Source organism: Staphylococcus sp. Mo2-1, assembly GCF_046721385.1.
GTDB classification, from domain to species: Bacteria; Bacillota; Bacilli; order Staphylococcales; family Staphylococcaceae; genus Staphylococcus; species Staphylococcus equorum_A.
Genome location: NZ_JBEUUK010000001.1, coordinates 1 through 21,546 on the forward strand (window position 1 = coordinate 1; position 21,546 = coordinate 21,546).

Here is a 21,546-nt window from a genome sequence, read left to right on the forward strand (position 1 = left end):
AATGAACATTGAAAACTGAATTGCAATATGTCAACGTTAATTCCGAACACAACATTAAATTGTTGGTTCAAACGTGTTAGAGATAACACACAAATTAGTATTTTATGAGCTAATCAAACATCATAATTCATTTATGGAGAGTTTGATCCTGGCTCAGGATGAACGCCGGCGGCGTGCCTAATACATGCAAGTCGAGCGAACGGATAAGGAGCTTGCTCCTTTGAAGTTAGCGGCGGACGGGTGAGTAACACGTGGGTAACCTACCTATAAGACTGGAATAACTTCGGGAAACCGGAGCTAATGCCGGATAACATTTGGAACCGCATGGTTCTAAAGTAAAAGATGGTTTTGCTATCACTTATAGATGGACCCGCGCCGTATTAGCTAGTTGGTAAGGTAACGGCTTACCAAGGCAACGATACGTAGCCGACCTGAGAGGGTGATCGGCCACACTGGAACTGAGACACGGTCCAGACTCCTACGGGAGGCAGCAGTAGGGAATCTTCCGCAATGGACGAAAGTCTGACGGAGCAACGCCGCGTGAGTGATGAAGGTTTTCGGATCGTAAAACTCTGTTATTAGGGAAGAACAAATGTGTAAGTAACTGTGCACATCTTGACGGTACCTAATCAGAAAGCCACGGCTAACTACGTGCCAGCAGCCGCGGTAATACGTAGGTGGCAAGCGTTATCCGGAATTATTGGGCGTAAAGCGCGCGTAGGCGGTTTCTTAAGTCTGATGTGAAAGCCCACGGCTCAACCGTGGAGGGTCATTGGAAACTGGGAAACTTGAGTACAGAAGAGGAAAGTGGAATTCCATGTGTAGCGGTGAAATGCGCAGAGATATGGAGGAACACCAGTGGCGAAGGCGACTTTCTGGTCTGTAACTGACGCTGATGTGCGAAAGCGTGGGGATCAAACAGGATTAGATACCCTGGTAGTCCACGCCGTAAACGATGAGTGCTAAGTGTTAGGGGGTTTCCGCCCCTTAGTGCTGCAGCTAACGCATTAAGCACTCCGCCTGGGGAGTACGACCGCAAGGTTGAAACTCAAAGGAATTGACGGGGACCCGCACAAGCGGTGGAGCATGTGGTTTAATTCGAAGCAACGCGAAGAACCTTACCAAATCTTGACATCCTTTGAAAACTCTAGAGATAGAGCCTTCCCCTTCGGGGGACAAAGTGACAGGTGGTGCATGGTTGTCGTCAGCTCGTGTCGTGAGATGTTGGGTTAAGTCCCGCAACGAGCGCAACCCTTAAACTTAGTTGCCAGCATTTAGTTGGGCACTCTAGGTTGACTGCCGGTGACAAACCGGAGGAAGGTGGGGATGACGTCAAATCATCATGCCCCTTATGATTTGGGCTACACACGTGCTACAATGGACAATACAAAGGGCAGCTAAACCGCGAGGTCATGCAAATCCCATAAAGTTGTTCTCAGTTCGGATTGTAGTCTGCAACTCGACTACATGAAGCTGGAATCGCTAGTAATCGTAGATCAGCATGCTACGGTGAATACGTTCCCGGGTCTTGTACACACCGCCCGTCACACCACGAGAGTTTGTAACACCCGAAGCCGGTGGAGTAACCATTTATGGAGCTAGCCGTCGAAGGTGGGACAAATGATTGGGGTGAAGTCGTAACAAGGTAGCCGTATCGGAAGGTGCGGTCGGATCACCTCCTTTCTAAGGATATATTCGGAACATCTTCCTTGAGAAGATGAAGAGGAATGACATCGACATATTGCATTCAGTTTTGAATGCTCATTACGAGTATTCATTGCGTTATTTTGTACATTGAAAACTAGATATGTAAGTAAAATTTATGATTTTACCAAGCAAAACCGAGTGAATTAGAGTTTTAAAAAGCTTGAATTCAAAAAAATAGAAATAATCGCTAGTGTTCGAAAGAACACTCACAGATTAATAACATTTTAGGTTTTCAACCGATTTTTTTCGTGTTGAAGGTCGAAAAGATTAAGTTATTAAGGGCGCACGGTGGATGCCTTGGCACTAGAAGCCTACGAAGGACGTTACTAACGACGATATGCTTTGGGGAGCTGTAAGTAAGCTTTGATCCAGAGATTTCCGAATGGGGAAACCCAACACGAGTTATGTCGTGTTATCGATATGTGAATACATAGCATATCTGAAGGCAGACGCGGGGAACTGAAACATCTTAGTACCCGCGGGAAGAGAAAGAAAAATCGATTCCCTGAGTAGCGGCGAGCGAAACGGGAAGAGCCCAAACCAACGAGCTTGCTTGTTGGGGTTGTAGGACACTCTATACGGAGTTACAAAAGAACAAATTAGACGAATCATCTGGAAAGATGAATCAAAGAAGGTAATAATCCTGTAGTCGAAAGTTTGTTCACTCTTGAGTGGATCCTGAGTACGACGGAACACGAGAAATTCCGTCGGAATCCGGGAGGACCATCTCCCAAGGCTAAATACTCTCTAGTGACCGATAGTGAACCAGTACCGTGAGGGAAAGGTGAAAAGTACCCCGGAAGGGGAGTGAAATAGAACTTGAAACCGTGTGCTTACAAGTAGTCAGAGCCCGTTAATGGGTGATGGCGTGCCTTTTGTAGAATGAACCGGCGAGTTACGATTTGATGCAAGGTTAAGCAGTTAATGTGGAGCCGTAGCGAAAGCGAGTCTGAATAGGGCGTTGAGTATTTGGTCGTAGACCCGAAACCAGGTGATCTACCCATGACCAGGCTGAAGTTCAGGTAACACTGAATGGAGGGCCGAACCGACTTACGTTGAAAAGTGAGCGGATGAGTTGTGGGTAGCGGAGAAATTCCAATCGAACCTGGAGATAGCTGGTTCTCTCCGAAATAGCTTTAGGGCTAGCCTTAAGTAATGATTATTGGAGGTAGAGCACTGTTTGGACGAGGGGCCCTTATCGGGTTACCGAATTCAGACAAACTCCGAATGCCAATCAATTTTATCTTAGGAGTTAGAACGCGGGTGATAAGGTCCGTGTTCGAAAGGGAAACAGCCCAGACCACCAGCTAAGGTCCCAAAATATATGTTAAGTGGAAAAGGATGTGGCGTTGCCCAGACAACTAGTATGTTGGCTTAGAAGCAGCCATCATTTAAAGAGTGCGTAATAGCTCACTAGTCGAGTGACACTGCGCCGAAAATGTACCGGGGCTAAACATATTACCGAAGCTGTGGATTGTCCGTAAGGACAGTGGTAGGAGAGCGTTCTAAGGGCGTTGAAGCATGATCGCAAGGACATGTGGAGCGCTTAGAAGTGAGAATGCCGGTGTGAGTAGCGAAAGACGGGTGAGAATCCCGTCCACCGATTGACTAAGGTTTCCAGAGGAAGGCTCGTCCGCTCTGGGTTAGTCGGGTCCTAAGCTGAGGCCGATAGGCGTAGGCGATGGATAACAGGTTGATATTCCTGTACCACCAAATTTCGTTTTAAGCGATGGGGGGACGCAGTAGGATAGGCGAAGCGTACTATTGGATTGTACGTCCAAGCAATGAGACTGAGTGTTAGGCAAATCCGGCACTCTTAAGGTCAAGTTGTGATGGGGAGAGGAAATTGTTTCCTCGAGTCGTTGATTTCACACTGCCAAGAAAAGCCTCTAGCTAGAATTTTGGTGCCCGTACCGCAAACCGACACAGGTAGTCAAGATGAGAATTCTAAGGTGAGCGAGCGAACTCTCGTTAAGGAACTCGGCAAAATGACCCCGTAACTTCGGGAGAAGGGGTGCTCTTTAGGGTTAACGCCCAGGAGAGCCGCAGTGAATAGGCCCAAGCGACTGTTTATCAAAAACACAGGTCTCTGCTAAACCGTAAGGTGATGTATAGGGGCTGACGCCTGCCCGGTGCTCGGAAGGTTAAGAGGAGTGGTTAGCTTCGGCGAAGCTACGAATCGAAGCCCCAGTAAACGGCGGCCGTAACTATAACGGTCCTAAGGTAGCGAAATTCCTTGTCGGGTAAGTTCCGACCCGCACGAAAGGCGTAACGATTTGGGCACTGTCTCAACGAGAGACTCGGTGAAATCATAGTACCTGTGAAGATGCGGGTTACCCGCGACAGGACGGAAAGACCCCGTGGAGCTTTACTGTAGTCTGATATTGAAATTCGGTACAACTTGTACAGGATAGGTAGGAGCCTTTGAAACGTGAGCGCCAGCTTACGTCGAGGCGTTGGTGGGATACTACCCTTGCTGTGTTGGATTTCTAACCCGCACCATTTATCATGGTGGGAGACAGTGTCAGATGGACAGTTTGACTGGGGCGGTCGCCTCCTAAAGAGTAACGGAGGCGCTCAAAGGTTTCCTCAGAATGGTTGGAAATCATTCATAGAGTGTAAAGGCATAAGGAAGCTTGACTGCGAGACTTACAAGTCGAGCAGGGTCGAAAGACGGACTTAGTGATCCGGTGGTTCCGCATGGAAGGGCCATCGCTCAACGGATAAAAGCTACCCCGGGGATAACAGGCTTATCTCCCCCAAGAGTTCACATCGACGGGGAGGTTTGGCACCTCGATGTCGGCTCATCGCATCCTGGGGCTGTAGTCGGTCCCAAGGGTTGGGCTGTTCGCCCATTAAAGCGGTACGCGAGCTGGGTTCAGAACGTCGTGAGACAGTTCGGTCCCTATCCGTCGTGGGCGCAGGAAATTTGAGAGGAGCTGTCCTTAGTACGAGAGGACCGGGATGGACATACCTCTGGTGTACCAGTTGTCGTGCCAACGGCATCGCCGGGTAGCTATGTATGGACGGGATAAGTGCTGAAAGCATCTAAGCATGAAGCCCCCCTCAAGATGAGATTTCCCAACTTCGGTTATAAGATCCCTCAAAGATGATGAGGTTAATAGGTTCGAGGTGGAAGCATAGCGATATGTGGAGCTGACGAATACTAATCGATCGAAGACTTAATCAAATTTAAAAGTGTTTTGTTTGGCATTATCAAATTTTACTTACTATCTAGTTTTGAATGTATAATTTTTTATACAGTTCATTGTCTGGTGACAATGGCAAGGAGGTCACACCTGTTCCCATGCCGAACACAGTAGTTAAGCTCCTTAGCGCCGATGGTAGTCGGACTTACGTTCCGCAAGAGTAGGACGTTGCCAGGCAATTCCATTTTGACCTTTGGGTCGTTTTTTTATGGAAGTATTAAAGAAAACAAAAATTAATTTTAAAAAGTTCTTGACTTTATGAGTCATAACCTGTAGAATTAAGTCTTGTGATTAAGAAATGAACATTGAAAACTGAATTGCAATATGTCAACGTTAATTCCGAACGCAACATTAAATTGTTGGTTCAAACGTGTTAGAGATAACACACAAATTAGTATTTTATGAGCTAATCAAACATCATAATTCATTTATGGAGAGTTTGATCCTGGCTCAGGATGAACGCCGGCGGCGTGCCTAATACATGCAAGTCGAGCGAACGGATAAGGAGCTTGCTCCTTTGAAGTTAGCGGCGGACGGGTGAGTAACACGTGGGTAACCTACCTATAAGACTGGAATAACTTCGGGAAACCGGAGCTAATGCCGGATAACATTTGGAACCGCATGGTTCTAAAGTAAAAGATGGTTTTGCTATCACTTATAGATGGACCCGCGCCGTATTAGCTAGTTGGTAAGGTAACGGCTTACCAAGGCAACGATACGTAGCCGACCTGAGAGGGTGATCGGCCACACTGGAACTGAGACACGGTCCAGACTCCTACGGGAGGCAGCAGTAGGGAATCTTCCGCAATGGACGAAAGTCTGACGGAGCAACGCCGCGTGAGTGATGAAGGTTTTCGGATCGTAAAACTCTGTTATTAGGGAAGAACAAATGTGTAAGTAACTGTGCACATCTTGACGGTACCTAATCAGAAAGCCACGGCTAACTACGTGCCGGCAGCCGCGGTAATACGTAGGTGGCAAGCGTTATCCGGAATTATTGGGCGTAAAGCGCGCGTAGGCGGTTTCTTAAGTCTGATGTGAAAGCCCACGGCTCAACCGTGGAGGGTCATTGGAAACTGGGAAACTTGAGTACAGAAGAGGAAAGTGGAATTCCATGTGTAGCGGTGAAATGCGCAGAGATATGGAGGAACACCAGTGGCGAAGGCGACTTTCTGGTCTGTAACTGACGCTGATGTGCGAAAGCGTGGGGATCAAACAGGATTAGATACCCTGGTAGTCCACGCCGTAAACGATGAGTGCTAAGTGTTAGGGGGTTTCCGCCCCTTAGTGCTGCAGCCTAACGCATTAAGCACTCCGCCTGGGGAGTACGACCGCAAGGTTGAAACTCAAAGGAATTGACGGGGACCCGCACAAGCGGTGGAGCATGTGGTTTAATTCGAAGCAACGCGAAGAACCTTACCAAATCTTGACATCCTTTGAAAACTCTAGAGATAGAGCCTTCCCCTTCGGGGGACAAAGTGACAGGTGGTGCATGGTTGTCGTCAGCTCGTGTCGTGAGATGTTGGGTTAAGTCCCGCAACGAGCGCAACCCTTAAACTTAGTTGCCGGCATTTAGTTGGGCACTCTAGGTTGACTGCCGGTGACAAACCGGAGGAAGGTGGGGATGACGTCAAATCATCATGCCCCTTATGATTTGGGCTACACACGTGCTACAATGGACAATACAAAGGGCAGCTAAACCGCGAGGTCATGCAAATCCCATAAAGTTGTTCTCAGTTCGGATTGTAGTCTGCAACTCGACTACATGAAGCCGGAATCGCTAGTAATCGTAGATCAGCATGCTACGGTGAATACGTTCCCGGGTCTTGTACACACCGCCCGTCACACCACGAGAGTTTGTAACACCCGAAGCCGGTGGAGTAACCATTTATGGAGCTAGCCGTCGAAGGTGGGACAAATGATTGGGGTGAAGTCGTAACAAGGTAGCCGTATCGGAAGGTGCGGTCGGATCACCTCCTTTCTAAGGATATATTCGGAACATCTTCCTTGAGAAGATGAAAAAGAATAACATTGACATATTGTATTCAGTTTTGAATGCTCATTAGAGTATTCTATAAATGAATGGGCCTATAGCTCAGCTGGTTAGAGCGCACGCCTGATAAGCGTGAGGTCGGTGGTTCGAGTCCACTTAGGCCCACCATTTTTTTATTTTGTACATTGAAAACTAGATATGTAAGTAAAATTTATGATTTTACCAAGCAAAACCGAGTGAATTAGAGTTTTAAAAAGCTTGAATTCAAAAAAATAGAAATAATCGCTAGTGTTCGAAAGAACACTCACAGATTAATAACATTTTAGGTTTTCAACCGATTTTTTTCGTGTTGAAGGTCGAAAAGATTAAGTTATTAAGGGCGCACGGTGGATGCCTTGGCACTAGAAGCCTACGAAGGACGTTACTAACGACGATATGCTTTGGGGAGCTGTAAGTAAGCTTTGATCCAGAGATTTCCGAATGGGGAAACCCAACACGAGTTATGTCGTGTTATCGATATGTGAATACATAGCATATCTGAAGGCAGACGCGGGGAACTGAAACATCTTAGTACCCGCAGGAAGAGAAAGAAAAATCGATTCCCTGAGTAGCGGCGAGCGAAACGGGAAGAGCCCAAACCAACGAGCTTGCTTGTTGGGGTTGTAGGACACTCTATACGGAGTTACAAAAGAACAAATTAGACGAATCATCTGGAAAGATGAATCAAAGAAGGTAATAATCCTGTAGTCGAAAGTTTGTTCACTCTTGAGTGGATCCTGAGTACGACGGAACACGAGAAATTCCGTCGGAATCCGGGAGGACCATCTCCCAAGGCTAAATACTCTCTAGTGACCGATAGTGAACCAGTACCGTGAGGGAAAGGTGAAAAGTACCCCGGAAGGGGAGTGAAATAGAACTTGAAACCGTGTGCTTACAAGTAGTCAGAGCCCGTTAATGGGTGATGGCGTGCCTTTTGTAGAATGAACCGGCGAGTTACGATTTGATGCAAGGTTAAGCAGTTAATGTGGAGCCGTAGCGAAAGCGAGTCTGAATAGGGCGTTGAGTATTTGGTCGTAGACCCGAAACCAGGTGATCTACCCATGACCAGGCTGAAGTTCAGGTAACACTGAATGGAGGGCCGAACCGACTTACGTTGAAAAGTGAGCGGATGAGTTGTGGGTAGCGGAGAAATTCCAATCGAACCTGGAGATAGCTGGTTCTCTCCGAAATAGCTTTAGGGCTAGCCTTAAGTAATGATTATTGGAGGTAGAGCACTGTTTGGACGAGGGGCCCTTATCGGGTTACCGAATTCAGACAAACTCCGAATGCCAATCAATTTTATCTTAGGAGTTAGAACGCGGGTGATAAGGTCCGTGTTCGAAAGGGAAACAGCCCAGACCACCAGCTAAGGTCCCAAAATATATGTTAAGTGGAAAAGGATGTGGCGTTGCCCAGACAACTAGTATGTTGGCTTAGAAGCAGCCATCATTTAAAGAGTGCGTAATAGCTCACTAGTCGAGTGACACTGCGCCGAAAATGTACCGGGGCTAAACATATTACCGAAGCTGTGGATTGTCCGTAAGGACAGTGGTAGGAGAGCGTTCTAAGGGCGTTGAAGCATGATCGCAAGGACATGTGGAGCGCTTAGAAGTGAGAATGCCGGTGTGAGTAGCGAAAGACGGGTGAGAATCCCGTCCACCGATTGACTAAGGTTTCCAGAGGAAGGCTCGTCCGCTCTGGGTTAGTCGGGTCCTAAGCTGAGGCCGATAGGCGTAGGCGATGGATAACAGGTTGATATTCCTGTACCACCAAATTTCGTTTTAAGCGATGGGGGGACGCAGTAGGATAGGCGAAGCGTACTATTGGATTGTACGTCCAAGCAATGAGACTGAGTGTTAGGCAAATCCGGCACTCTTAAGGTCAAGTTGTGATGGGGAGAGGAAATTGTTTCCTCGAGTCGTTGATTTCACACTGCCAAGAAAAGCCTCTAGCTAGAATTTTGGTGCCCGTACCGCAAACCGACACAGGTAGTCAAGATGAGAATTCTAAGGTGAGCGAGCGAACTCTCGTTAAGGAACTCGGCAAAATGACCCCGTAACTTCGGGAGAAGGGGTGCTCTTTAGGGTTAACGCCCAGGAGAGCCGCAGTGAATAGGCCCAAGCGACTGTTTATCAAAAACACAGGTCTCTGCTAAACCGTAAGGTGATGTATAGGGGCTGACGCCTGCCCGGTGCCGGAAGGTTAAGAGGAGTGGTTAGCTTCGGCGAAGCTACGAATCGAAGCCCCAGTAAACGGCGGCCGTAACTATAACGGTCCTAAGGTAGCGAAATTCCTTGTCGGGTAAGTTCCGACCCGCACGAAAGGCGTAACGATTTGGGCACTGTCTCAACGAGAGACTCGGTGAAATCATAGTACCTGTGAAGATGCGGGTTACCCGCGACAGGACGGAAAGACCCCGTGGAGCTTTACTGTAGTCTGATATTGAAATTCGGTACAACTTGTACAGGATAGGTAGGAGCCTTTGAAACGTGAGCGCCAGCTTACGTCGAGGCGTTGGTGGGATACTACCCTTGCTGTGTTGGATTTCTAACCCGCACCATTTATCATGGTGGGAGACAGTGTCAGATGGACAGTTTGACTGGGGCGGTCGCCTCCTAAAGAGTAACGGAGGCGCTCAAAGGTTTCCTCAGAATGGTTGGAAATCATTCATAGAGTGTAAAGGCATAAGGAAGCTTGACTGCGAGACTTACAAGTCGAGCAGGGTCGAAAGACGGACTTAGTGATCCGGTGGTTCCGCATGGAAGGGCCATCGCTCAACGGATAAAAGCTACCCCGGGGATAACAGGCTTATCTCCCCCAAGAGTTCACATCGACGGGGAGGTTTGGCACCTCGATGTCGGCTCATCGCATCCTGGGGCTGTAGTCGGTCCCAAGGGTTGGGCTGTTCGCCCATTAAAGCGGTACGCGAGCTGGGTTCAGAACGTCGTGAGACAGTTCGGTCCCTATCCGTCGTGGGCGCAGGAAATTTGAGAGGAGCTGTCCTTAGTACGAGAGGACCGGGATGGACATACCTCTGGTGTACCAGTTGTCGTGCCAACGGCATCGCCGGGTAGCTATGTATGGACGGGATAAGTGCTGAAAGCATCTAAGCATGAAGCCCCCCTCAAGATGAGATTTCCCAACTTCGGTTATAAGATCCCTCAAAGATGATGAGGTTAATAGGTTCGAGGTGGAAGCATAGCGATATGTGGAGCTGACGAATACTAATCGATCGAAGACTTAATCAAATTTAAAAGTGTTTTGTTTGGCATTATCAAATTTTACTTACTATCTAGTTTTGAATGTATAATTTTTTATACAGTTCATTGTCTGGTGACAATGGCAAGGAGGTCACACCTGTTCCCATGCCGAACACAGTAGTTAAGCTCCTTAGCGCCGATGGTAGTCGGACTTACGTTCCGCAAGAGTAGGACGTTGCCAGGCAGCATTATAGGATGCGATGAGCCCGAGACCGAGAGGTCTCTTTTTTTATGCGCAAAAGGAGCTTAACTTCCAAAAACAACTGGTTTAAGATATGACCACATAAGCTGAAGCTCATGTGTAAGAACTACTAATCCCAATGATTTTGAGAAGTAGTTCTTTAGAAGCTGACGAACTGAGTGAAAGACGCAACGAGCTTACAAGCGGTAAGAGAGTAGGGAAAGAGATACATGAGTTTTAGCTCATGTGTAAGGCCCACTAATCTCAATAAATTGAGAAGTGAGGCTTTACAGGCAGTATTATAGATGCGATGAGCCCGAGACCGAGAGGTCTCTTTTTTTTATGCGCAAAAAAAGTGAGAATGTTCCAATAGAGATGGTTATAATTTAAGGATTACAAGAGTCTGGTGCTCTTGTATAAGAACTACTAATTTCGCAAGCGAAAAAGTGGTTCTTTATAAATTAAAAGTGACACTTTACATGCATAAGCACTACTAATCTTGCGGGCAAGAAAGTAATGCTTTTTAGAGATTAGTTATTATTCACATTGTCAATGAACGAATTAGTGCATTGGTGTGGTCCTCTAGTTGTGAAAAAGGTATACCCCCAAAACCTAAAATGAATTTTACAGATTGTTGTGACTTATCATATTTACTAAAAGGAATGATTTTTAAATTATTTTCTTCAGCATTTTTTAAACATTGTTTCATAGTTAAACCATTTTTTACAGTTAGTGTAAAGTGCATACCTGCTAACGCACCATCAATTTCTAATTGTTCTTGATAGGGTTTGAGTGCACCTAATATAAACTTAAGTTTCTCTCTATAAACGTTTCTCATTTTATTTAAATGCCTCTCAAAACTACCTGATTGCATAAAACTTGCCACCATTTTTTGTATATGTGCGGGTACTGTATTACCTTCTTTATTTTCTAGTGAGTTATATAATTCCAATAGTTTTTTAGGTAATACTAGGTAAGCAACTCTGCAACTTGGGAATAAAGATTTTGAGAATGTACTAATATATATGACTTTATCTTTAGTATCTAAACTTTGTAATGCGGGAATAGGCTTTCCAAAGTAACGGAATTCCGAATCATAATCATCTTCAATAATGTATCTATTTTCAAATTGCTGTGCCCAGTGAATAAGTTGGGTACGCTTTTTTAAATTCATCACATATCCAGTAGGAAATTGATGAGAAGGTGTAACATAAGCGATATTATTATGAGATTCATTGAAATACTCTAGCTCAATTCCTGTATTATTCACAGGAACTTGGAGATAAGTAATTTGTTTTTTGTCTAAAACTTGTTTGATTGGTGGATAGCTAGGGTTTTCAATTAAAAAGCGTCCTTTATTCAAAATGTCAGTTAATAAATTAATAAGTTGTTCTGTAGAAGAACCAATAATAATTTGTTGAGGATGACATGCGACGCCTCTACTATTAAATAAGTAATGTGCTATTTCTTGGCGCAGTGTCCATTCTCCTTTGGGATTTGTATGTTGCGACAAGTTCAATTGACCATCTTCAAAAGTATCGCGCGCATATTTTCTAAATTGCTGCATAGGAAAATATTCTGCATCTATTTCTGATAAATTGAAGGCAAATTCATATGTTTGTTGAGTCTGATTGTTATTATTTTGTTCGTAATTTGTGTTTGATGTGTGTAAATCTCTAGTAATAATTGGTAAGGTTTCTACATCAGATACAAAATAACCTGATCGTGGTTTGGCGTATATGTACCCCTCATCCGATAGAATTTGATAAGCGTGTTCGATTGTTGTATTACTTACAGATAAATGTTGTCCTAACGCTCGTTTAGAAGGAAATTTATCACCTGATTTATATTGGCCTTCTATGATTTGTTTTTTTAGATTCTCGTACAGATTGATGTATAAATGCTCTTTCGTCATTTCAACTGACCTCCTAAATTAATCTAGAATTGTCCCTTTTTAAATACCAGTTTATCTTTTAAAATGAATTTAATCAACTAAGCAAAGGGGTTAAATAAATATGTCTAAAGTAATTGGATCTGAAAGAGTTAAAAGAGGAATGGCGGAAATGCAAAAAGGTGGCGTCATTATGGACGTTGTAAACGCAGAACAAGCTAAGATAGCTGAGGATGCCGGTGCTGTTGCAGTAATGGCATTAGAGCGCGTGCCTTCTGATATTAGAGCAGCAGGTGGCGTTGCACGAATGGCTAACCCTAAAATTGTAGAAGAGGTTATGAATGCTGTCTCTATTCCAGTTATGGCAAAAGGCCGCATTGGTCATATAACTGAAGCTCGTGTATTAGAATCTATGGGTGTTGACTATATCGATGAATCTGAAGTATTAACACCAGCTGATGAAGAGTTTCATCTACGTAAAGATACATTTACTGTACCATTTGTATGTGGTTGCCGTAATTTAGGTGAAGCCGCACGTCGTATTGGTGAAGGCGCCGCAATGTTACGTACTAAAGGTGAGCCAGGTACTGGAAATATCGTAGAAGCAGTAAGACATATGCGCCAGGTCAATTCAGAAGTGAGTCGTTTAACAGTTATGCATGACGATGAGATTATGACTGAGGCTAAAAATATTGGTGCACCATACGAGATTTTAAAATCTATTAAAGAAAATGGTAAATTACCAGTAGTTAATTTTGCAGCTGGTGGGGTAGCAACGCCTCAAGATGCTGCTTTAATGATGGAATTAGGTGCAGACGGCGTGTTTGTTGGATCGGGTATTTTTAAATCAGAAGATCCAGAAAAATTTGCTAAAGCAATTGTACAAGCAACTACACATTACCAAGACTATGAACTAATTGGACGTTTAGCTAAAGAATTAGGCACAGCAATGAAAGGTTTAGATATCAATGAGTTGTCATTAGAAGATCGTATGCAAGAGCGTGGATGGTAATATGAAAATTGGTGTTTTAGCCTTACAAGGCGCAGTGAGAGAACATATACGTCATATTGCACTAAGTGGTCACGAAGGCGTAGCAGTTAAGCGTGTCGAACAGTTGGATGACATCGATGGATTGATTATACCAGGCGGAGAATCTACTACGCTACGTCGCTTAATGAATCTTTATGGATTCAAAGATGCTTTGCAACAATCCACATTACCTATGTTTGGTACTTGTGCTCGGCTTAATTATCTTAGCAACGAACATTGTTGGGGAAGCAGGTTATTTAGATAAACTGAATATCACTGTTCAAAGAAATTCTTTTGGCCGACAAGTTGATAGCTTTGAAAGTGAGTTAGATGTGAAAGGAATTGCCAAAGATATTGAAGGCGTATTTATTAGAGCACCTCATATAGAAAGTGTGCATGGAGAAGCGAGTGTGCTTAGCACAGTTGGTGATAAAATTGTAGCTGTTCAACAAGGATGTTATTTAGGCGTTTCATTTCATCCTGAATTAACAGATGACTACAGAGTCACACAATATTTCATTGAATCAATAGTTAAACCGACCGTAACTGAAAAAGTATAAAAAAAGAGCGATAAGGTATTGATACCTTGTCGCTCTTTTAAATATTAATTTTTAAATAAAGAATCCTGCAATGGCTGCAGAAATAAATGAAACTAATGTAGCACCGAATAATAATTTTAGACCAAATCGTGCTACTACATCGCCTTTTTCGTTGTTAAGCGATTTAATCGCGCCAGAGATAATACCGATAGAGCTAAAGTTTGCGAATGATACTACGAATACTGAGATAACGCCTTTCGCATGTTCACTCATATCTTTAACTTTACTTAGACTTTCCATTGCAACAAATTCATTTGATAATAATTTCGTTGCCATAATAGAACCAGCTTGTACAGCTTCATGCCATGGCACACCCACTAAGAATGCGAATGGTGCAAATACGAAACCGATTAGTGTTTGGAAGTCCCAAGTAATGCTACCACCTGAAATACCAGTGAAAATCGCACTAACTACGCCATTTAGTAAAGCGATAATAGCGATATAACCAATTAACATTGCCCCAACAATGATTGCTACTTTAAACCCATCTAAAATGTATTCCCCTAACATTTCGAAGAAGGATTGTTTGCCTGTTTCACTTTCTTCAACTATTAATTTATCTTCTTTTGGTTCAACTTTGTAAGGGTTGATGATAGAAGCAATAATGAAACCGCCAAAGAGATTTAAGACAACTGCCGTAACAACAAAGCGTGGTTCAATTAATGTGAAGTAAGCTCCAATAATTGATGCGGAAACGGTAGACATTGCTGAAGCAGTTAATGTATAAAGACGTTGTTTTGGAATGTGAGCAAGTTCTTTTTTTAATGAAATAAAAACTTCTGATTGTCCCAAAATAGCTGCTGCAACAGCGTTATATGATTCTAAACGACCCATACCATTAATTTTAGATATTACTAAACCTAAGACATTAATAATTACAGGTAAAATACGTGTATATTGTAAGATACCAATTAATGCTGATATGAAAACAATTGGTAATAATACGTTAAAGAAGAAAGGCGGATTTTCTGGATCTATGTATTGAATGCCACCAAATACAAAGTTCACACCTTCTGTTGCTTGTGCTAATAAGTAATTAAAGCCTACTGAAATGCCACCAATGACTGTAATCCCAAATTTTGTTTTTAACAAAATAAATGCCATGACAAGTTGTATTACAAGTAGTAAGCCAACATATTGCCAACGAATATTTTTTCTGTCGGAACTGAAAAGAAAGGCTAACCCAATAAATACTACAATCCCAATTAAACCGATAATAATATGCATATTTTTCATCCCTTTTATTTTTTTCTTAATATCTATAATACAATAAAACTGGTAGCACTTACATCCATAAACTAATATTTTTTAATCATATTGGTTGAAAAAGGTCAAAGTTGGTCATATAATATAGTCAAAGAAGGTCAAAAGAGGTGATAATCATGCACAATATGTCTGACATCATAGAACAGTACATTAAGAAATTATTTGAAGACACCAATAAAGACGTTGTAGAACTTCAACGTGCAAATATTGCACAGCGCTTTGACTGCGTGCCTTCTCAACTGAATTATGTAATTAAAACACGTTTTACAAATGAACATGGTTATGAGATTGAAAGTAAAAGAGGTGGTGGTGGGTACATCCGAATCACCAAAATTGAAAATAAAGACGAAACAGGTTACATTAATCACTTACTTCAATTAATAGGACCATCTATTTCTCAGCAACAAGCGTATTACATCATAGATGGTTTATTAGATAAAAAATATATCAATGAACGTGAAGCAAAAATGATTTATGCTGTCATTGATAGAGAAACACTGAAAATGGATGTATTATCGAGAGATATTATACGGGCTAATATTATCAAACGTTTATTACCTGTAATAAATTATTACTAAAGCGAGGTGTTTAGTCGTGCTATGCGAAAATTGTCATTTAAACGAAGCAGAAGTTAAATTAGCAGTAAAAGGACAAGATGGTGTAAATGAAAAATGGGTTTGTTCGACATGTGCTCAGGGTGGCAATCCTTGGACACAAAACCAACAGTTACAATCCCAAGATGATATTGAAGGTGCATTTGTTGTAAAACAAATTTTACAGCACTTAGCAGCTAAACATGGTATTGATTTTGATGAAATTGCTTTTAAAGAAGAAAAAAGATGTCCTACTTGTCATATGACGTTAAAAGATATTGCACATGTTGGTAAATTTGGTTGTGCAAACTGCTATGCAACTTTTAAAGATGACATTGTCGACATTGTGCGTCGTGTGCAAGGTGGTCAAATTGAACACACAGGAAAAACACCTCGATCTTCGCATAGAAAATTAGCGCTTAAAAAACAAATTGAAGAAAAAAATTCATATTTAAATCAGCTTATTGAAGATCAGAATTTTGAAGAAGCCGCAATTGTTCGTGACGAAATTAAAGCACTGAATGACGATGGCGAGGTGAAACATGATGAGTGATAATGATATTAGTGCATACATGAGTGAGTGGATGCGCGATAAAGAAGAAAGTCCTGTCGTGATGTCTTCAAGAATCCGATTGGCTAGAAACTTAGAAAATCATGTCCATCCATTAATGTTTCCGTCAGAGCAGGATGGTTACAGAGTGATTAATGAGGTACAGGATGCGCTTCCCAACTTGTTTATGCGGCGCTTAGATACTATGGATCAGCAAAGCAAATATAAACTCGTTGCGAAACATCTCATAAGTCCTGAATTAATCAGACAACCTGCCTCAGCAGTGTTATTAAATGAGGATGAATCATTGAGTATCATGGTGAATGAAGAGGATCATATTCGAATTCAAGCTATGGGAAATGATTTATCACTGCAAACATTGTACGAGAATGCTTCTACTATAGATGATACACTTGATAGTGAGTTGGATGTAAGTTTTGATGAAACCTTAGGTTATTTAACAACTTGTCCGACAAATATTGGTACTGGCATGCGTGCGAGCGTGATGCTACATTTACCAGGTTTAACAATTATGAAGCGTATGAATCGCATCGCTCAAACGATTAACAGATTTGGTTTTACGATAAGAGGAATATTTGGTGAAAGTTCGCAAGTTTATGGTCATATTTATCAAATTTCAAATCAACTGACTTTGGGAAAAACGGAAGAAGAAATCATTGAAAGTTTAACTGAAGTTGTACAACAAATTATTAATGAAGAAATGCAAATTCGCGAACGTATGAACCGTCACAATCACATTGAAACATTGGACCGAGTATATCGTTCGTTAGGAATATTAAAATATAGTAGACTGATATCTATGGAGGAAGCATCACTGAGATTAAGTGAAGTGAAACTCGGTATTGATTTAGGCTATATTGAACTAGAAAACTTCAAATTTAATGAGTTAATGGTAGCAATACAATCGCCATTCTTATTAGATGATGAAGATGACAGAGTAGTAAATGAAAAAAGAGCAGATATATTAAGAGAACATATAAATTAGGAGGTCATGCTATGCTATTTGGTAGACTGACAGAACGTGCACAGCGTGTATTAGCACATGCTCAAGAAGAAGCAATTCGCTTAAATCATTCAAATATTGGAACAGAACATTTACTTTTAGGTTTGATGAAAGAACCTGAAGGTATTGCGGCTAAAGTATTAGAATCATTTGAAATTACTGAAGAAAAAGTAGTAGAAGAAGTAGAAAAATTAATCGGCCATGGTCAAGAACAGATGGGCGCTTTACACTATACACCTCGTGCGAAAAAAGTCATTGAATTATCAATGGATGAAGCGAGAAAATTACACCATAATTTTGTGGGAACAGAACACATTTTACTTGGTTTAATTAGAGAAAATGAAGGTGTAGCGACACGTGTGTTTGCAAACTTAGACTTAAATATAACTAAAGCACGTGCACAGGTTGTTAAAGCATTAGGTAGTCCAGAGTTAAGTAATAAAAATGCACAAGCTAATAAATCTAATAACACACCAACTTTAGATAGCCTTGCACGTGACTTAACAGTTATTGCAAAAGATGGCACACTAGATCCAGTTATTGGTAGAGACAAAGAAATTACAAGAGTCATTGAAGTTTTAAGTCGTCGTACTAAAAATAACCCAGTACTCATTGGTGAGCCAGGTGTTGGTAAAACTGCAATTGCAGAAGGCTTAGCTCAAGCGATTATTAAAAATGAAGTACCTGAAACGCTTAAAAATAAACGCGTAATGTCACTTGATATGGGAACAGTTGTAGCTGGTACGAAATATCGAGGCGAATTTGAAGAGCGCTTGAAAAAAGTAATGGAAGAAATTCATCAAGCAGGTGACGTTATACTATTCATCGATGAATTACACACATTAGTAGGCGCAGGCGGTGCTGAAGGTGCTATTGACGCATCAAACATCTTGAAACCTGCACTTGCACGAGGAGAACTACAATGTATCGGTGCAACGACATTAGATGAATATCGTAAAAACATTGAAAAAGATGCAGACACTTGAACGTCGTTTCCAACCAGTTCAAGTTGACGAACCAACAGTTGAAGATACGATTGAAATCTTAAAAGGATTACGTGATCGTTATGAAGCGCATCACCGTATTAATATTTCAGATGAAGCGGTAATCTCAGCTGCTACTTTAAGTCACCGTTATATTTCAGATCGTTTCTTACCTGATAAAGCAATCGACTTAATCGATGAAGCAAGTTCTAAAGTTAGACTTAGAAGTCATACAACACCACCGAACTTGAAAGAATTAGAACAAGAAATTGAGCAAGTTAAAAATGAAAAAGATGTTGCGGTACATTCACAAGAATTCGAAAATGCAGCAAATCTTCGTGATAAACAAACGAAATTAGAAAAACAATACGAAGAAGCTAATAATAATTGGAAGAACGCGCAAAATGGCGACAATACTGCTTTATCAGAAGAAGATATCGGAGAAGTTATCGTCGGTTGGACTGGAATTCCATTAACGAAAATTAATGAAACAGAATCAGACCGTTTATTAAACTTAGAAGATACACTTCATAACAGAGTGATTGGACAAAAAGCTGCTGTAACGTCTATCAGTAAAGCGGTTAGACGTGCGAGAGCTGGATTGAAAGATCCTAAACGTCCTATCGGTAGCTTTATCTTCTTAGGTCCTACAGGTGTAGGTAAAACTGAATTAGCTCGTGCTTTAGCAGAGTCTATGTTTGGTGAAGATGACGCAATGATTCGTGTGGATATGAGTGAATTTATGGAAAAACATGCAGTCAGTCGTCTAGTTGGTGCGCCTCCAGGTTATGTAGGTCATGATGATGGTGGGCAATTGACTGAAAAAGTAAGACGTAAACCTTATTCTGTTATCTTATTTGATGAAATTGAAAAAGCACACCCAGATGTATTTAACATCTTATTACAAGTGCTTGATGATGGACATCTTACTGATACAAAAGGACGTCGTGTAGATTTCCGTAATACAGTAATTATTATGACATCAAACGTTGGTGCGCAAGAATTACAAGATCAACGCTTTGCAGGTTTCGGTGGCGCATCAGAAGGCCAAGATTACGAAACAATTCGTAATACAATGATGAAAGAATTGAAAAATGCTTTCCGTCCAGAATTCTTAAACCGTGTTGATGACATTATTGTATTCCACAAACTTTCTAAAGAAGAATTGAAAGAAATTGTAACAATGATGATTAACAAACTAACAAATCGTTTATCTGAACAAGATATCAATATCGAAGTTACAGATGCGGCAAAAGAAAAAATTGCTGAAGAAGGCTACGATCCAGAGTATGGTGCTAGACCATTAATTCGTGCAATTCAAAAAACAGTAGAAGATAATTTAAGTGAATTAATTTTAGATGGTAACCAAATTGAAGGTAAAAAAGTCGAAATTGATCATGACGGTAAAGAATATAAATATAATATTCAAGATAGAAAAGAAAAAAAGAAAGATAAAGAAACAACAGAATCATAAGTTAATCACTACAAGTGAGTTTTTATAGATTATAGTGCCTCTCAAATGTGCTCGTTCGCCTTTGAGAGGCGCTTTTTGTTTAATAATAGAAAATTTAAAGCATTCTTAAAAAAACTAGAATATCATTTTCATTCGATAAATTTATAATATTATTGGCAGTATATATCTATGCATGGTATTTTATAAAAACAACTTTTATATAAACGCAACTAGATCAAAGTATGATTATACACAAGTGTAAAAAAACCAACCGTAAAGGTTGTAGTAAGTTAAATAAGATTAAAATTTGTTTTTAAACAGGTTGAGGTATAAAATAGATTTGTTCAATGAAAGATGGAGGTGCAATCGTGGCCAAGAAGAAAGTTGTTTTTGAATGTATGGCATGTGGCTATCAGTCCGCAAAATGGATGGGTAAATGCCCGAATTGTGGTGGTCGGAACCAAATGGAAGAAATTGTTGAGCAAAAGGCGGCAAGTCCAAAACATGGCGTGCGCAGTCGTGACCGCGACAATGTTTCAAAAGTACAGAAGTTAAACGAAATTAAACAAGAGACGACACCACGTGTTACAACCAAGTCAGAGGAATTTAATCGTGTGCTCGGTGGAGGTATCGTCAATGGTTCTCTCGTATTGATTGGTGGAGATCCTGGTATAGGAAAATCAACATTACTATTACAAATATGTGCGGCACTATCACAATCACATAATGTCTTATACATAACAGGGGAAGAATCATTAAATCAAACTAAGCTAAGAGCTGAAAGATTAGATGAAGATTCAAGCGAACTCAATGTATTTGCAGAAACTGATTTAGAAGTTATCCACGAGACAGTAAAACAATTAAAACCTGATTTACTTGTAGTTGACTCAATCCAAACGATATTTCATCCGGAAATTAGTTCAGCACCAGGCTCAGTGTCTCAAGTACGAGAAAGTACACAAAGTTTAATGAACATCGCTAAACAAATGAATATTGCAACATTTATCGTGGGACATGTAACGAAAGAAGGACAAATCGCAGGCCCACGTTTACTAGAACATATGGTAGATACAGTACTTTATTTCGAAGGTGACGAACACCATGCATATCGTATTTTGAGAGCGGTGAAAAACCGTTTTGGTTCTACAAATGAAATGGGTATTTTTGAAATGAAACAAAGCGGATTGAAAGGTGTTAAAAACCCATCCGAGATGTTTTTAGAGGAACGTTCGACAAATGTGCCTGGCTCGACTATCGTCTCTACAATGGAAGGCACGAGACCATTACTTATAGAGGTTCAAGCCCTTGTTACGCCAACTACTTTTAATAATCCTAGACGGATGGCAACGGGTATTGATCACAACCGTTTGAGTTTGTTGATGGCAGTATTGGAGAAAAAAGAAAATTATTTACTTCAACAACAAGATGCGTATATTAAAGTTGCAGGTGGTGTAAGATTAACGGAACCTGCTGTTGATTTAGGTATCATTGTGGCAACTGCTTCAAGCTTTAAAGATCTAACGGTAGATGGTTTAGATTGCTTTATTGGAGAAGTTGGCCTGACTGGAGAAGTGAGACGTGTATCTCGTATAGAACAACGTGTGCGGGAAGCAGAGAAACTCGGATTTAAACGTATTATCATCCCAGAATCCAATATTGGTGGATGGCAATTCCCTAGTGATATTAAAGTCATTGGTGTGAAAAGTGTTCATGAAGCCTTAAAATATGCTTTGACAAAACATTAAATTAAATTCCAAAAATATACAGA

At 41.4% G+C, this 21,546-nt stretch carries 7 protein-coding genes, 1 tRNA gene, 6 rRNA genes and 2 pseudogenes; 14 read left to right on the plus strand and 2 right to left on the minus strand.

The features are described 5' to 3' along the window. The first annotated feature begins 130 nt into the window (after window positions 1-130). The 7 genes from ABLV95_RS00005 to rrf (ABLV95_RS00035) all read left to right on the plus strand — a co-directional run bounded on the left by ABLV95_RS00005 (window position 131) and on the right by rrf (ABLV95_RS00035) (window position 10,392). Window positions 131-1,683: ribosomal RNA gene (locus ABLV95_RS00005) — 16S ribosomal RNA — on the plus strand. A gap of 289 nt (window positions 1,684-1,972) precedes the next feature. Next, window positions 1,973-4,897 (plus strand): 23S ribosomal RNA (locus ABLV95_RS00010). Between the two features lie 81 nt (window positions 4,898-4,978). Next, window positions 4,979-5,093, plus strand: a 5S ribosomal RNA gene (gene rrf, locus ABLV95_RS00015). A 250-nt stretch (window positions 5,094-5,343) separates the two neighbouring features. Continuing rightward, window positions 5,344-6,897 (plus strand): 16S ribosomal RNA (locus ABLV95_RS00020). Window positions 6,898-7,000: 103 nt separating this feature from the next. Beyond that, window positions 7,001-7,077, plus strand: a tRNA-Ile gene (locus tag ABLV95_RS00025). Window positions 7,078-7,272: 195 nt separating this feature from the next. Further along, window positions 7,273-10,196: ribosomal RNA gene (locus tag ABLV95_RS00030) — 23S ribosomal RNA — on the plus strand. Window positions 10,197-10,277: 81 nt separating this feature from the next. Further along, window positions 10,278-10,392, plus strand: a 5S ribosomal RNA gene (gene rrf, locus ABLV95_RS00035). Together the 16S, 23S and 5S rRNA genes with 1 tRNA gene alongside form the textbook arrangement of a ribosomal RNA operon. Window positions 10,393-10,930: 538 nt before the next feature. On the opposite strand, the gene ABLV95_RS00040 is transcribed toward rrf (ABLV95_RS00035), so the two are convergent. Beyond that, complete coding sequence (locus ABLV95_RS00040; protein ID WP_460876048.1) at window positions 10,931-12,304, minus strand: PLP-dependent aminotransferase family protein; 1,374 nt, start codon at window positions 12,302-12,304, stop codon at window positions 10,931-10,933. A gap of 100 nt (window positions 12,305-12,404) precedes the next feature. Between ABLV95_RS00040 and pdxS the strand changes: the two genes are divergently transcribed. After that, on the plus strand, window positions 12,405-13,292 hold the full coding sequence (pdxS, locus tag ABLV95_RS00045; protein ID WP_069833295.1) for a pyridoxal 5'-phosphate synthase lyase subunit PdxS: 888 nt from the start codon (window positions 12,405-12,407) through the stop codon (window positions 13,290-13,292). A 1-nt stretch (window position 13,293) separates the two neighbouring features. Next, window positions 13,294-13,870 (plus strand): annotated as a pseudogene (gene pdxT, locus ABLV95_RS00050) (pyridoxal 5'-phosphate synthase glutaminase subunit PdxT). A 51-nt stretch (window positions 13,871-13,921) separates the two neighbouring features. On the opposite strand, the gene ABLV95_RS00055 reads toward pdxT, so the two are convergent. Continuing rightward, window positions 13,922-15,136: a NupC/NupG family nucleoside CNT transporter gene (locus ABLV95_RS00055; protein ID WP_460876050.1), complete on the minus strand. Its 1,215-nt coding sequence runs from the start codon at window positions 15,134-15,136 to the stop codon at window positions 13,922-13,924. Between the two features lie 155 nt (window positions 15,137-15,291). Here ABLV95_RS00055 and ABLV95_RS00060 point away from each other — a divergent pair, with 155 nt between their 5' ends. The 5 genes and pseudogenes from ABLV95_RS00060 to radA all read left to right on the plus strand — a co-directional run bounded on the left by ABLV95_RS00060 (window position 15,292) and on the right by radA (window position 21,523). Then, entirely contained in the window at window positions 15,292-15,753 is a 462-nt protein-coding gene (locus tag ABLV95_RS00060; RefSeq protein ID WP_002508589.1) for a CtsR family transcriptional regulator, read from the plus strand. 16 nt (window positions 15,754-15,769) lie between these two features. Continuing rightward, window positions 15,770-16,321: a UvrB/UvrC motif-containing protein gene (locus ABLV95_RS00065; RefSeq protein ID WP_427705474.1), complete on the plus strand. Its 552-nt coding sequence runs from the start codon at window positions 15,770-15,772 to the stop codon at window positions 16,319-16,321. Beyond that, window positions 16,314-17,324 carry a protein arginine kinase gene (locus tag ABLV95_RS00070; RefSeq protein ID WP_460876724.1) on the plus strand — a complete coding sequence of 337 codons (1,011 nt, stop codon included), beginning with the start codon at window positions 16,314-16,316 and terminating at the stop codon, window positions 17,322-17,324. The genes ABLV95_RS00065 and ABLV95_RS00070 overlap by 8 nt, the downstream gene beginning before the upstream one ends. Before the next feature lie 11 nt (window positions 17,325-17,335). Beyond that, a pseudogene (locus tag ABLV95_RS00075) lies at window positions 17,336-19,799 on the plus strand (ATP-dependent Clp protease ATP-binding subunit). Window positions 19,800-20,146: 347 nt separating this feature from the next. Next, window positions 20,147-21,523, plus strand: coding sequence for a DNA repair protein RadA (radA, locus tag ABLV95_RS00080; protein ID WP_460876053.1), 1,377 nt, complete (start codon window positions 20,147-20,149; stop codon window positions 21,521-21,523). Window positions 21,524-21,546 lie beyond the last annotated feature (23 nt).

Bases quoted from the DNA above. Each gene is read 5' to 3' on its own strand.
- ABLV95_RS00040 (WP_460876048.1), bottom strand. From the start codon at position 12,304: ATGACGAAAGAGCATTTATACATCAATCTGTACGAGAATCTAAAAAAA.
- pdxS (WP_069833295.1), top strand. From the start codon at position 12,405: ATGTCTAAAGTAATTGGATCTGAAAGAGTTAAAAGAGGAATGGCGGAA.
- ABLV95_RS00055 (WP_460876050.1), bottom strand. From the start codon at position 15,136: ATGCATATTATTATCGGTTTAATTGGGATTGTAGTATTTATTGGGTTA.
- ABLV95_RS00060 (WP_002508589.1), top strand. From the start codon at position 15,292: ATGCACAATATGTCTGACATCATAGAACAGTACATTAAGAAATTATTT.
- ABLV95_RS00070 (WP_460876724.1), top strand. From the start codon at position 16,314: ATGAGTGATAATGATATTAGTGCATACATGAGTGAGTGGATGCGCGAT.